Here is a 13649-nt window from a genome sequence, read left to right on the forward strand (position 1 = left end):
GGGGTCACAGACCTAGAGGGCAGGGGTCACAGCTCGTCCGCGTCGCAGGCCACGCCGTCGCGGTCCTTGTCGGGGTACCACGCGTACTCCTCGTGGCTCTCGCGGTAGTAGGGCCCGAAGCCGGCCGCGACGGCCTCCCTGCAGCTCGGGAAGCGCTGGTCCAGCGCGCCGCCGAGGGTGCTGCTGGGGTTGGCGCTCGGCCGGGTGCCGACGGGCGGGGGCGAGGACCGGGTCACCGGGCCGGTGGACGGCACTCCGGTGGACTGTCCGGGGGCGGTGGCCTGGCCGGTCGCCGAGGGCTGCTGGGCGGGGCCGGTGGCCGGACCGGTCGCCGGGCCGGTGGCCGGGCCGGTGGCCGGGCCGGTGGCCGGGCCGGTCGGCTGGCCGGGGGCCGTGGGCTGACCGGTCGGCTGACCGGTGGACTGGCCGGGGGCGGTGGGCTGACCGGTCTGTACGCCCGCGCCGAGCAGCTCGGCGACGAGCGCGTCGGCGGCCTCCTTGGTGTAGGAGCCGGAGATGCTCAGGCTGTCCTCGGTGATCGCCTGGGTGACGGTGGGGACGGCCACGACCTTCGAGCCGGTGACGATGGCGATCTGCTTCTTCAGCACCTCCCGGGTCAGCTCGGCGACCTGCTCGCGGAACGGCGAGGGGAGCGCGACGCGCACGGCGTACGTGCCGTCCTGCTGCCTGACCGCCTCGACCCGGTGCACCGAGGTCACCTTGACGCCGCTGGCCAGCATGTAGCAGGTGGTGCCCTCCTCGTCGAGCACCGCGCGCTGCCCCGGGCAGGGGGCGGGCTGGGAGCTGGTGACGGGCGCGAAGAAGATCGGCACGGCGAGCCGCTTGGGCCGCTCTCCGCCCGGCAGCATGTCGGGGTTGGTGGTCATCAGCACCGCGACCGTGGCCAGGATGCCGGTCACCACGACCACGATGACCAGGGCGGCGGCCAGCAGGACGGTGGTGAGCCGGCTGGCCCGAGGCCCGTCGTCGGCGGGCTCCTTCTTCTCCTTCTCAGAGCCCTTCTCCGGGCCCTGTTCCGGGCCCTGCCCCGGGCCCTGTCCCAGGCCCTGCCCCGGGCCCTCTGCCGGGCCGTGCCCCGGGCCCTCGCCCAGGCCCGGTCCCGGGCCCTGCTCGAAACCCCGCTCAGGCACGTCCTCCGCCATGGCGGCGCCTGGCGGTCCCGGAGGCAGGTCCGGGACCGGCTGCTTGTCCATCGGTTCGACCCCACATCCCAGCCGTCACTCGCGGGAGAGCCTACCGATCCCGTGGACGGGCGGGTAACCCGTGAGTCACGGGGGCTCTGACTGACAGATTGTCATCATCGGCGGCCCATTGGAGGCACTGTGCGCGTGGTGCTCGACGCTGCGGGAACGGACAGTGAAAGGGAGGGACCGGCCGCACAGGAGGAGTCGTGAGGATCGGAGTTCCCCGCGAGATCAAGAGCAACGAGTACCGCGTCGCGCTGACGCCGGCGGGCGCGCACGAGTTCGTGCGCCACGGCCACGAGGTCATCGTCGAGCGCGGGGCCGGGGTCGGGTCGGCGATCCCGGACGACCAGTTCACGGCGGCCGGTGCGACGATCGTGCCGTCGGCCGAGGAGGTGTGGGAGCGCGGCGAGCTGGTGCTGAAGGTCAAGGAGCCGGTGCCCGAGGAGTACCCGCGGATGCGCAAGGGGCAGGTGCTGTTCACCTACCTGCACCTCGCGGCGTCCGCGGAGCTGACCCGGGCGCTGCTCGACTCGGGCGTCACCGCCGTCGCCTACGAGACCGTGCAGACCCCGGGCGGCTTCCTGCCGCTGCTCGCCCCGATGTCGGAGGTCGCGGGCAGGCTCGCGCCGCAGGTCGGGGCGTACCACCTGATGATGCAGGGGGGCGGGCGCGGCGTGCTGATGGGCGGCGTGTCCGGCGTGCACGCGGCGCGTGTGGTCGTGATCGGCGCGGGCGTGTCGGGCATGAACGCCGCGGCCATCGCGCTGGGCATGCAGGCCGAGGTGGTGCTGCTCGACCGCGACATCGACAGGCTGCGCCAGGCCGACATGATCTACCAGGGTGCGCTGCAGACGGTGGCGTCCAACACCTACGAGATCGAGCGTTCCATCGCCGAGGCCGACCTGGTCATCGGCGCGGTGCTCGTGCCCGGGGCGCGGGCGCCCAAGCTGATCACCAACGAGCAGGTGTCCCGGATGAAGCCGGGCTCGGTGCTGGTGGACATCTCCATCGACCAGGGCGGCTGTTTCGAGGACTCCCGGCCGACCACGCACGCCGACCCGGTCTTCCGGGTGCACGACTCGGTGTTCTACTGCGTGGCCAACATGCCGGGCGCGGTGCCGCACACCTCGACGTTCGCGCTGACCAACGTGACGCTGCCGTACGCGCTGGCCATCGCCGACAGCGGCTGGCGGGAGGCGCTGCGGGCCGACCCGTCGCTGGCCCGGGGCCTGAACGCGCACGAGGGCCACCTGACCAGCGAGCCCGTGGCGGAAGCGCACGGGCTCGCGGCCACGCCGGTGGCCCGGGTGCTCGGCTAGGGCGTCAGGACCCCTCCGACGCGCTGGGCGTCGGGATCGGCAGGTCGGTCGGCGTGTGCGTCGGCGTCGCCGTCGGCGAGGGCGCCACGGTCGGGATCGGGTTCTGCGCGGCCGTGTCGCTGGTGCCCTGGTCGCAGGCGGCGCCCAGCTCGGGGGTGTCGGGGCCGTTCTTGTACTTGGTGATGAACCTCGGCAGCCTCGGGTCGTCGGCGCTGTTCACCTTGAGCTGGTTGTTCCAGGAGCTGATCACGACCGGCGAGGGCAGCCCGGGGTACGGGCTGAGCAGCATGTAGTCGGAGGAGGCGAGCTCCTTGAGCTTGTCCACCTGCGCCTTGGGCAGGTCGGGCCGGTAGGTGATCCACACCGCGCCGTGCTCCATGGAGTGGACGGCGTTCTCGTTGTTGATCGGCTCCTCGTAGATGCCGCAGTTCTGCCACACCGGGTGGTGCTCGCCGCCCATCGGCGGGTTCTCGGCGTAGTTGACCTTCGTTTCCTTGTGCAGGCTGCCCGGGTACTTCGCGGTGACCACCGCGTCCAGCGAGGTCCTGGCCCGCTCGTTGATCAGATAGAAGGCCACCACCCCGACGATGAGCGCGATGACGAGTCCTCCCGCGCCCCACATGAGAAAGGCGGTTCTGCGCTCCTTCCGCTTCTGCTCGGCCCGCACCTTGGCCAGGTGCTCCCGCCTCGCCTGGGTCCTGTCCTTCGCCATCGTTCCTCCGTCAGGGGGCTCAATCACCGGTCACCTTATGCCCTTTCGGCGTATGCGGGGAATAAGTGGTACGCGTGGTGGTTTACGGCAGACATCCGGGATCGTGGGTACCCTAAGTAAGCAATGGACAAGCCCCTGGAACCGACCGGTGAGCAGGCGCCACGAGCGCGGCGGAGCCTCCCGTTGGCGATCCTCGGCATCTGCCTCCTCGCCGCCGCGGCGATCATCCTGATCGTCGGGCGCGCGGGCACGCCGACCGACGCCTCGCCCGAGGCGGGCTTCGCCCGCGACATGGGCACCCATCACGCCCAGGCCGTCGAGATGGCGTTCATCGTGCGCGACGCCACCGACGACGAGCGCGTACGGCAGCTCGCGTACGACATCATCGTGACGCAGACCGCGCAGCGCGGGATCTTCATGGGGTGGCTGCAGCAGTGGGGGCTGAACCAGGCCACGGAACGGCCGCGCATGGCGTGGATGGCCGGGCACGGCCACACGGCGTCGGGGGCCGCCGTCACGGCCGGGGCCGCGATGCCGGGCATGGCCACCTCGGCCGAGCTGGACAAGCTGCGGCAGGCCGAGGGGAAGGACGCGGAGATCCTGTTCCTGCAGTTGATGATCCGCCATCACGAGGGGGGCGTGCAGATGGCCGACGCCCTGCAGCGGCTCTCCGAGCGCGAGGAGGTCGTCACCATGGCCCGGCACATCAGCGCCGGCCAGGCCGGCGAGATCAAGCTGATGACCGAGATGCTCGCGGCCCGCGGCGGCCGGCCGTACCCATCGATCCTGAAGTGAGACCGGCGCGCCGCCCGCGCGCGCAGGACGATCAGGGCAGGATGGGAGCCCGATCAACAGGAGCGGAGCGACAGTGAACGAAGAGCCGGAGAGCCATCTCGAAGTGAGCATCTCCGCCGAGGTCGAAGCCGGGCAGTACGCAAACTTCGCGTCGGTGTGGCACACGCGGGATGGTTTCGTCCTGGACTTCGCGGTGATCACCCGGCCGCCGCAGCTCGCCGACGATCCCCAGTCGGGGCAGCGCATCCTCAGCGTGCCCACACGGATCGTCAGCCGCATCCGCCTGCCTCCGAGCCAGGTCTTCGAGCTGATGAAGGCCCTGGAGCAGCAGCTCACGGCGTACGAGAAGGAGACCGGGCACAAGGTGTGAGCCGCCCGGTCCCTCCCGGCGCGGCGCGCCGGGAGGGAGTGCGCTCAGCCCGCGCGCGCCTCCTCGGCTATGGCCTGGGCGAAGGCGTCGACCTCGGCCTCGGTGGTGTCGTAGGAGCACATCCAGCGCACCTCGCCGGTGGCGTCGTCCCAGGTGTAGAAGCGAAAGCGCTTGCGCAGCCGGTCGGCGACCCCGGGGGGCAGGATCGCGAAGACCGCGTTGGCCTGGGTGGGCTGGGTGATCCGGACGCCGGGCACCCCGGCCACGGCGCGGGCGAGCCTGGCGGCCATCGCGTTGGCCCGGCCCGCGTTGCGCAGCCACAGGTCGCCCGCGAGCAGCGCCTCGAACTGCGCCGAGACGAAGCGCATCTTCGACGGGAGCTGCATCGCGGTCTTGCGCACGTAGCCCACGCCGCGGGCCGCCGCGTCGTTGAGGACCACGACCGCCTCGCCGAACAGCAGGCCGATCTTGGTGCCGCCGAAGGAGAGCGCGTCCACGCCGGCGTCGGTGGTCAGGGCGCGCAGCGGCACGCCCAGCGACGCGGCGGCGTTGGCGATGCGGGCGCCGTCCACGTGCACGAGCAGCCCGAGCCCGTGGGCGTGCTCGCAGATCGCCGCGACCTCCTCGGGGGTGTAGACGGTGCCCAGCTCGGTGGCGTTGGAGATCGAGACGACCTTCGGCTGCGCGCGGTGCACGTCGCCGAAGCCCCACGCCTGGCGGTCGATCAGCTCCGGGGTGAGCTTGCCGTCGGGCGTGGGCACGGTCAGCAGCTTGATCCCGCCGGTGACCTCGGGCGCGCCGCCCTCGTCCACGTTGATGTGCGCGGTCTCCGCGCAGATCACCGACTCCCACGGCGCGCACATCGAGCGCAGGGCCACGACGTTGGCCCCGGTGCCGTTGAAGACCGGCCAGGCGCGGGCGGCGGGGCCGAGGTGGGCCCGGAAGACCTCCTGCAGCGCCTCGGTGTACACGTCGTCGCCGTAGGCGGGCTGGTGGCCCTCGTTGGCCCGCGCCACCGCCGCGATCACCTCGGGATGGGCGCCGGCGTAGTTGTCGCTGGCGAAGCCGCGGGAGTGCGGGTCGTGCCGGCGGGTGGTGGCGCCGGTCACCTGGTGAGTTCCAGCCGCTGTCCGTTGAGCTCCTCGGCGGGGCGGTCCCACAGGCCCGCGATGACCTCGGCGAGGCTCTCGACGTCGGTGAACCCGGTGAACTTGGCGTCGGGCTTGGCGCTCCGCATGGCGTCGTTGACCAGGGCCTTGACGACCAGGATGGTGGCGGCCGAGCCGGTGCCGCGCAGCGCGTCGGCCAGGGCGAGCGTCCACGCCTCGGCGGCGGCCTTGGCGGCGGCGTACGCGGCGTCGCCCTGGCCGGGCCGCTGCGCGGCGGTCGCAGAGACGATCACGAAGCGGCCGTTGCGGCTTTCGGCCAGCAGCGGCTCGAAGGCCAGCGAGACGAGCTGGAGCGTGCGGATGAGCAGGTCGTGCAGGAGGTCCCAGTCCTCCAGGTCGGTGTCGGCGAAGGTCTTGCCGCCGCGCCAGCCCCCGACGAGGTGCACGACGCCGTCGACGCGGCCGTACTTCACCGCGATGTCCCGGGCGAGGTCGCCGACGGCGTGCGGCTGGAGCAGGTCGGCCACGAACTGCTCGGCGCCCGCGATCTCGGGCTGGGGCCGCGCGTCCACCGCGACGACGGTGTCACCTGCGGCGGCCAGCCGCCGTACGACGGCCTGGCCCGCGGGGCCTCCGGCCCCGGTGACGACGACAACCCTCTGGTCCATCAGCGAATCCCCCTAGTGGAATCGACGACACTGCTGAGCTTACGGCGGAGCGCCTCGTAGAACATGCTCAGGGGGAATTCGTCGGGGAGCACGGCGTCCACGATCGCCTTCGTACTGCTTCGCATGTCCTGCCCCGGTTCTGCCTCCGGAAGCGCGTCCACACCGCGATTCCACACCGAGGCGGGATGAGGATCTACGTACTTCGCCACAAGCCGGTACGCCGCCAGCCAGTGCGCCAGCTTGGAGCGGTCGATGCCGTCGCGGTACAGCTTGTCCACCTCGCCCCGCAGGTCGGCCACGCCGTCGGGCACCCGCGGCCAGTCGATGGTGAGCCGGTTGTCGGTCCACCGCACGACGTCGTTGCGGTGCAGGTAGGCGAACAGGAGCTGGCCGCCGAGCCCGTCGTAGTTGCGCACCCGCCCGCCGGTGATCGGGAACCGGAACAGCCGGTCGAACAGGATCGCGATCTGGACGTACCGGGCCTGGGGCACGCCCTTGGCCTCCAGCCTGACCGCCTCGCCGAACGCGGTCAGGTCGCAGCGCAGCTCCTCCAGCGCGTACATCCAGTACGGCATGCGCTGCTTGATCATGAACGGGTCGAACGGCAGGTCGCCGTGGCTGTGCGTGCGGTCGTGCACCAGGTCCCACAGGGTGAAGGCGTCGCGGGCGAGATCCCGCCCGGCCAGCAGCCGCTCGGCCTCGGGCGGCAGGTCCAGCCGGAGCGTCTCGGCCGCGGCGGCGGAGACGCGGCGGAACCGGGCGGACTCGCGGTCGCAGAAGATGGCGCCCCAGGTGAACCGGGGCGGGGTCTCGCGCACCGCGACGGTCTCGGGGAACAGCACCGCCGAGTCGGTGTCGTAGCCCGCGGTGAAGTCCTCGAACGCCACCGGCACGAACATCGGGTTGTCGTAGCGGGCGCGCTCCAGACGGGCCAGCCACTCCGGCCAGACCGTGCGCAGCCACACGGCCTCCAGGTTGCGGGCGCGGTTGCCGTTCTGGGTGTACATCGGGAACACGACCAGGTGCTCGCGCCCGTCGATCCGCTGCTCCTCGGGGTGGAAGGCCGTCAGCGAGTCGAGGAAGTCCGGCACGCCGAGCCCCTGCGCGGCCCACTTGCGCAGGTCGGCGACGACGGCGTCGAGGTAGGCGCGGTCGTGCGGGAAGCGGGGCGCGAGCGCGGCGACGTGCCCCGCGATCCGCTCGACCAGGGCGGCGGCCCGCTCGGGCTCGGCGGCGATCGAGCCGTCCTCGGCCTGGAGGGGACGCAGCTCCTCCACCACCGCCTTGAGCGCGGCGAACCCGGCGTCGGGCTCGCCGCGGGTCTGGGTGCCGGTTCGGGTGCCGGTGCCGGTGGCGGTTCGGCTGCCGGATTGGCTGCCCGGGTCGGCGGGGAGGCGGGCGGCCCAGGTCACGACGTCGCCCCACAGGGTCTCGTGGTCGTGCTCGGCGATGGAGTCGTCGCCGAACAGGTCGGAGTCGGCGAAGGCGACCACCCGGCCGTGCCCGTGGCGCACCGCCAGCGCGAGGGGCGCGCTCGCGGGGTCGGCCGTGGGCGAGGTGCGGTACAGGATCTCGGCGTGCCCGGGGCCGGTGAGCGCGCCGGAGCGGTAGAAGCAGGCGCGGCGGGCGCGAGCCGGGATCGGGCCGTCGCCGGGAACGCCCATGACCCAGGTGGGGACGCTGTTGTGGGCGTGGCGCGGGTCCTGCACGGTGACGTGCTCGACGCCGATGCCGAAGCGGGCGAGCAGGGCGGCGAGGTTGCTGCCGTACTTGTCCTGCTCGCACTCCGCGAGCACGACCAGCCCGCCGCCGGCCTCGACGTACGCCTCGATCGCGTCCAGCTCCTCGGCGGGGAGCACGGGGCTGCCGAGGCCGGTGGTGCGCTCCCAGCGCTCGGCGGAGGGATGCGCGATGACCAGCACGTCGTGCCGGGCGAGCAGGGACGGGGTGAGCGGGCCGCCGGTGTGGGCCCGCACCTCGTGGCCGAGGCGGCGCAGCGCGGCGGCGGCGCGGGCGTAGCTGTTGTCGTCGGGATGGCCCGGGTTCATGACCGCCGCGAGCTCGGCGCGTATGGTCCACGACTCGCTGTGGGCCTCGTCGAACAGGACACGCGGGAACACCGTCATGAAGGATCTCCTGAAAAGTCGGGCTTCAGGAGAAAAATATACACAGAAACCGGACATCGACCGCAGAGCCGACTGTGACACACGCCGCCGCGCCTACCGATACGTTCTGCGATCGTATGCTTACTATGAGTGCGCTTGATCCGTCAACCCGTTGTCCGAGAAAGGACTCCAACTCATGGCACAACGGTTCCGAGCACGGCACCTGCTCGCCCCCGTCGGCGCGCTCCTCGCGGCGGCACTCGTCGCGAGCCCGCAGGCGGCGGCGGTGGCCGACCCCGAACCGGTGACCCAGGACGAGCTGGTCCCGTACCTGGGGCACGAGGAGCGGGAGCAGCAGGCCGCCCCGCAGCAGCAGGCGCACGCGCCGCAGTACCGGCTCGTCGTCGCCAGGCACAGCGGCAAGTGCCTGGACATCGCCGGTGCGAGCACCGACAACGCCGCGCGCGCGATCCAGTTCACCTGCAGCGGCAGCTCCAACCAGCGCTGGGCGCTGATCCCGACCAAGGACGGCTTCTACCACATCGTCGCCCGCCACAGCGGACAGTGCCTGGAGGTCGCGCGCCGGTCCACCGACAACGGCGCCCGGGTGCAGCAGTGGCCGTGCTCGTCCGCCCCGCACCACCAGTGGCGCCGGGTGGACCTGCACAACGGCTACTCCAAGTTCGTCAACAGGAACAGCCACAAGTGCCTGGACGTCAACGGCGCGAGCCAGGCCAACGGCACCCGCGTCGTGCAGTGGAGCTGCACGGGCGGCACCAACCAGCAGTGGCGCCTGGTCTGACCGCGCGCTGCCCGGCCTACCGGGCACTGCCCGCCTTGACGGCGCACTGCCCGCCTTGACGGCGTACTGCCCGCCTTGACGGCGCACTGCCCGTCTGACGGCGCACTGCCTGCCTTGACGGCCGCTGCGGCGCTCAGGCGGCCGAGGCCCCGGGGCGCACCACGCCCGACTCGTAGGCGAAGACCACCGCCTGTGCGCGGTCGCGCAGGTGCAGTTTCATCAGCACCCTGGCGACGTGGGTCTTGACCGTGGCCTCACCGACGTAGAGCTCCTTGGCGATCTCGGCGTTGGTGAGGCCGCGGGCCAGGAGGCGCAGCACCTCCAGCTCGCGCGGGGTCAGCTCGGCGAGCTGCGGCGGGGGCGCGGGCTCGTGCCGGCCGGCGAAGGAGGCGATCACCCGGGTCGTCACGGCCGGATCGAGCAGCGCGTCGCCCGCGGCGACCACGCGCACGGCGTCCACGAGCTGCTCGGGAGGCGAGACCTTGAGCAGGAAGCCACTGGTGCCCACGCGCAGCGCGGCGTACAGGTTCTCGTCGGTGTTGAAGGTCGTGAGCATGATGACCTTCGGCGGGTTCTGGCCGCCGAGCAGCGCCGCCGCCGCGGCCAGTCCGTCCATGCGGGGCATCGAGATGTCCATCAGCACGACGTCGGGGCGGGTGCGCCGGGCCACCGCGACGGCCTCGGCGCCGTCGGCCGCCTCCCCGACCACGGCCATGCCCTCCTCGGTCTCCAGGACCATCCGCAGGCCCGCACGGACCATGGCCTGGTCGTCGGCTATCAGGATCCGGATCTCGCTCACACCAGCCTCCCTGGAGATATGTGACGCAGCTTAAACGGCCACGGAGCACCGGGAAACTGGACAAAACGCCCAAACAAGCGGCCTCCAAGTGAGGCCCAAGTGGCCGGTGAGGGGGCGGGGTCAGGAGCCCTGGAACTCCACGCTGCCCGCGATCCGCTCGGCGACGGAGTCCTGGCAACCGGCGGCGGCGCAGTAGTAGATCAACAGCACCGTGCCGCCCTGGTGGTCCACGACGTACGCGGTGAAGTCCAGCCGCCCGCCGTTCTGCGGGTCGCTGACCGCGCCCTTCAGCCGCACGCCCGGCTGCCCGCCGACGGTCACCTGCACCGGCTCGGACGGCACGCTGACCTGCCCCGGCAGTGACGAGGAGAGCGCGTCGGTCACCTCGTCGGCCTGCGAGTCGGCGGTGACCGTGGCCAGCACCTGGGCGTAGACGCCGGTGGCGGCCTCGGGATCGTCGCGGATCACCTGGTTGGCGGACGCCCAGTCGGCGCTGACCGGCGTGACGAACAACCGCTCGAACACGTCCACCTGCTCCGAGGCGATGGCGAACAGGTCGGTGTGGGTGCGCGCCGTCCATTCACCGGGGTACTCGAAGGAGATCGGGGCCGCCACCGTCGGGGCGTAGCGCTTCCAGTCGGCCTCGCCGCCGCGCAGCACCAGGGCCAGCGCCATCGCCGCCGCCACGATGACCGCGATGGCGGCGGACGCGCCGATCAGGATGCCCCTGCCGCCCTTCTTGCCCTTGCTCCCCTTGCTCCCCTTGCCGCCCGTGCCGGCCGAGGGGACCGTCGGCGCGGTCTGCGGCCCGTGCGCCTCTGGCGCCGCCTGGGCCGCCGGGTGGCCGGTCTGGGCCACTTGAGCCGCTTGGGCTACCGGGGCCGCTTGGGCTGCGGCCTCGCCCTGGCCCGCGTACGCGGCGTGACCGGCGTGCGGCTGCGCTTGGCCGGCAGGGTGAGCGTGCAGGCCCGGGTGCGACGTGGGCCCCGCCGGGTGCGGGGCAGGGCCGGCCGGGGCCACCGGGAATGCGTACGACCCGCCGGCGGAGTGGCCGCTGATCGCGTCGCGCAGCGCGGCGACGAACTCACCGCAGGTCGCGAAGCGCTGGTCGGGCGACTTGGCCAGCGCCCGCGCCATCACGCCGTCCACTTCGAGCGGCAGCTCCGGCCGCAGCGTGCTGAGCGGCGCAGGCGCCTCGGCGAGGTGCGCCCACAGCAGCGCGATGTCGTTGTCGCGCTGGAACGGCAGCCGCCCGGCCAGCGCCTCGTACACCACGCAGGCCATGGCGTACTGGTCGCAGCGGCCGTCGATGTGCTCCTTGTTGATCTGCTCGGGCGCCATGTAGCGGGGGGTGCCGATGAACTGGTCGGTCTGGGTCAGCCCGGAGATCGAGGTGCGGTGTTTGGTGATGCCGAAGTCGGTGAGGTAGACGTGCTCGCCCTCGGCGCCGCCCGCGATCAGGATGTTGGCCGGCTTCACGTCGCGGTGGATCAGGTCGTGCGCGTGCGCGGTGTCCAGCGCCGCGGCCACCTGGGAGAAGATCCGGTTGACCTGGGCGACGGCGAGCGGGCCGCGGTCCAGGAAGTGCTTGCGCAGGTCCAGGCCGTCGACGTACCGCATGGCGATGTACAGGACGTCGCCCTCGGCGTTGGCCTCGTAGATCGGGATGATGTTGGGGTGGTCGATGCTGGCGACGGTGCGCGACTCCAGGATGAAGCGCTGCCGGAACCGGTCGTCGGTGGTCAGCACCGGGTGAAGGATCTTCAGCGCGACGCGCCGGTTCAGCCGGGGATCGACGGCGAGGTACACCACGGCCATGCCGCCCTTGCCGATGATGTCCTCGATGTGATACCCGGCGACCTCCTGGCCGATCAGCGAGCGCTCGTTCACCGGCATCACGTCTCGGCCGGGTGGCCGCAGTAGCCGCAGAACCGGTGCGCGGGACCGAGGCCCATGCCGCACTGCGTGCAGTACTTCTGCACCGATTTGCCCTTGGCGCCCTGCTGCCTGCCGACCACGGCCGGGACCACGACCCCCGACAGCCCCGGCGAGGAGTCGCCGTCGGAGGCGGCCATCACGGGCTGCGCGCCGGTGCCGGTGACGACCGGGTGGGCCCCGGTGCCGGACACGACGGGCTGCGGGCCGGTGCCGGACGGCGCCGGCTGGCCCGCGACCAGGATCGGCTCACCCTGCGGGCCGACCTGCGGCACGGGCGGGTAGCTGCGCGGGCGCCCGACGACGACGGTCGGGTCGGCGGTGTCGTCGCGCGGCGGCCGGGGAGCGGCGGCGAGGCTGTCGATCGGCACCCCCGCGGGCCGCGCGGCCCCGGCGGGCGGCGCGGACGACACGGATGACGCTGCCGGCGCCACCGGCGCCTGGTAGACGGCCTGGGCGGCCACGGGCTGGGGCACGGGCTGCTCGGGGGCGGGCCCGCCGCCCTCGTCGCCGTCGCCCGAGCCGCGCCGGCGCCACAGCACCACCGCGCCCACCAGCACGATCAGCACCAGCACGCCCGCGCCGGCGAGGAACGGCCACAGCGGGACGCCCTCGTCGGAGGCCGGCGCGGCGGCGAGCTTGGCGTTGGCGTCCTCGGGGCCGCCGCGCTTCTCCTGGGCGGTCTTCAGGTGCTTGGCGGCGACGATGTGGCCGGGGTAGAGCTCCAGGACGCGCTGGAAGGCGGGCACGGCGTCACCGTAGTACTTGCTGTGGAAGCGGGTGAGCGCGACCTCGAAGGCCGAGTCGATCGGGCCGCGGCGCGGGGGCAGCTTGGCCTGGCCAAGCGCGGCCTGCACCTCGCGGACGCCGATCATCCGGGCTTCCTTGCCGCCGCCCACGAGGTAGCCGACGACCGCGCCGTCCTTGTCGCCGATGACCGGCGCGCCCAGCAGGCCCTTGTCCACCAGCGCGCCCAGCTTGGCGGGCTCGTCCACCTTGCCCTCGGGGTCCTTGAACGGGCGCCCGCTCTCGCCGGCGCCGCCCGCGGCGAGGTGGCCGATGTCGATGGTGTGCTGGAGGTCGGCGGCGGGGCGGCCGACGAACCCGGCCACGGCGATCGGCGACTCCTTGTCGGGCACCTTGGGCGCCAGCGGGGCGGTGGGCAGGCCGGTGCCGCCGCCGTTCTGCTGGACCGGCCGGATCACGGCCGGGGCCTCGGGCCGGTCGCCGGTGTGCACGATCTCGGCCTTGAAGCCCTTGGAGTCGGCGGGCTGGATGTTGGGGAAGACCGTGATCTCGGTGGTGACGTCGATGATGCAGGTGCTGGTCTTGGACTCGGTGTCGTAGCAGGCCTGGAGGTGGTGGTCCAGGACGTCGTTGTTCTCGACCCTGTGCTTTTCGTAGTCGTCGGGGATCGGCACCTTGTGGTGTTCGGCGAAGATCCTGTTGGCCGCGTAGATCTCGACCTTCTTGTCGGTCTTGACCACCTCGGTGGGCACGACGATCGTGCCCTCGGGGTTGACCACGAAGCCGGTGCCGACGCCGATCGGCACGTCGTAGGAACGCTCCACGTGCAGCAGCTCGCCGACGTGGTCCAGCAGGGTGATCTCGACGCGCGACTCGGCCTCGACCCGGACGACCGCGGGGGTGACCAGGTCGGTGATGCCGCTGGGGTGCTGGTGGGCGAGCACGGGCGCCGACGCGCACACCAGCGCCGCCGCCGTCCCCCCAAGCAGCGCCGCCGTGCCCGATAAGCGCGTCCAGGCCGCGGAACGCCCCATCCCCGGTCTCCTCCCGCTGTGCTGAGACAAGGGTCCCAATGACTCT

Annotated in this window: 12 protein-coding genes; 4 read left to right on the top strand and 8 right to left on the bottom strand. The window is 72.4% G+C overall.

All coding sequences use genetic code 11. The features are described from left to right. Window positions 1–26: 26 nt before the first annotated feature. Complete coding sequence (locus tag HNP84_RS55985) at window positions 27–1151, bottom strand: SecDF P1 head subdomain-containing protein (protein WP_185049822.1); 1125 nt, start codon at window positions 1149–1151, stop codon at window positions 27–29. A 260-nt stretch (window positions 1152–1411) separates the two neighbouring features. On the opposite strand from HNP84_RS55985, the gene ald reads away from it, so the two are divergent. Continuing rightward, complete coding sequence (gene ald, locus HNP84_RS12375; protein ID WP_185049823.1) at window positions 1412–2527, top strand: alanine dehydrogenase; 1116 nt, start codon at window positions 1412–1414, stop codon at window positions 2525–2527. 4 nt (window positions 2528–2531) lie between these two features. Here the strand turns inward: ald and HNP84_RS12380 are convergent, their stop codons facing one another. Further along, window positions 2532–3239: a thioredoxin-like domain-containing protein gene (locus HNP84_RS12380; protein WP_185049824.1), complete on the bottom strand. Its 708-nt coding sequence runs from the start codon at window positions 3237–3239 to the stop codon at window positions 2532–2534. Window positions 3240–3362: 123 nt separating this feature from the next. Between HNP84_RS12380 and HNP84_RS12385 the strand changes: the two genes are divergently transcribed. Then, window positions 3363–4034 (top strand): DUF305 domain-containing protein, encoded by a 672-nt coding sequence (locus tag HNP84_RS12385; protein ID WP_185049825.1) that lies wholly within the window; start codon window positions 3363–3365, stop codon window positions 4032–4034. 73 nt (window positions 4035–4107) lie between these two features. Next, on the top strand, window positions 4108–4404 hold the full coding sequence (locus tag HNP84_RS12390) for a DUF3467 domain-containing protein (protein ID WP_185049826.1): 297 nt from the start codon (window positions 4108–4110) through the stop codon (window positions 4402–4404). Window positions 4405–4448: 44 nt separating this feature from the next. Here the strand turns inward: HNP84_RS12390 and HNP84_RS12395 are convergent, their stop codons facing one another. The 3 genes from HNP84_RS12395 to HNP84_RS12405 are packed head-to-tail and all read right to left on the bottom strand — an operon-like array spanning window position 4449 to window position 8307. Continuing rightward, window positions 4449–5513, bottom strand: coding sequence for a threonine aldolase family protein (locus tag HNP84_RS12395; protein ID WP_185049827.1), 1065 nt, complete (start codon window positions 5511–5513; stop codon window positions 4449–4451). Then, window positions 5510–6181, bottom strand: a complete 672-nt coding sequence (locus tag HNP84_RS12400; protein WP_185049828.1) for an SDR family NAD(P)-dependent oxidoreductase — start codon at window positions 6179–6181, stop codon at window positions 5510–5512. The genes HNP84_RS12395 and HNP84_RS12400 overlap by 4 nt, the downstream gene beginning before the upstream one ends. After that, on the bottom strand, window positions 6181–8307 hold the full coding sequence (locus HNP84_RS12405; protein ID WP_185049829.1) for a DUF6421 family protein: 2127 nt from the start codon (window positions 8305–8307) through the stop codon (window positions 6181–6183). The genes HNP84_RS12400 and HNP84_RS12405 overlap by 1 nt, the downstream gene beginning before the upstream one ends. A 175-nt stretch (window positions 8308–8482) precedes the next feature. On the opposite strand from HNP84_RS12405, the gene HNP84_RS12410 reads away from it, so the two are divergent. Next, a complete protein-coding gene (locus HNP84_RS12410; protein WP_185049830.1) occupies window positions 8483–9088 on the top strand; it encodes an RICIN domain-containing protein in 606 nt (201 codons plus the stop codon). 133 nt (window positions 9089–9221) lie between these two features. On the opposite strand, the gene HNP84_RS12415 is transcribed toward HNP84_RS12410, so the two are convergent. From HNP84_RS12415 to HNP84_RS12425, 3 genes are all read right to left on the bottom strand, one after another. Continuing rightward, window positions 9222–9887, bottom strand: coding sequence for a response regulator (locus tag HNP84_RS12415; protein ID WP_312924569.1), 666 nt, complete (start codon window positions 9885–9887; stop codon window positions 9222–9224). Between the two features lie 120 nt (window positions 9888–10007). After that, window positions 10008–11777, bottom strand: a complete 1770-nt coding sequence (locus HNP84_RS52830; RefSeq protein ID WP_425585880.1) for a serine/threonine-protein kinase — start codon at window positions 11775–11777, stop codon at window positions 10008–10010. A gap of 5 nt (window positions 11778–11782) precedes the next feature. Beyond that, a complete protein-coding gene (locus HNP84_RS12425; RefSeq protein WP_185049831.1) occupies window positions 11783–13603 on the bottom strand; it encodes a zinc ribbon domain-containing protein in 1821 nt (606 codons plus the stop codon). Window positions 13604–13649 lie beyond the last annotated feature (46 nt).

The sequence above is a fragment of the Thermocatellispora tengchongensis genome, from assembly GCF_014202315.1.
GTDB classification, from domain to species: Bacteria; Actinomycetota; Actinomycetes; order Streptosporangiales; family Streptosporangiaceae; genus Thermocatellispora; species Thermocatellispora tengchongensis.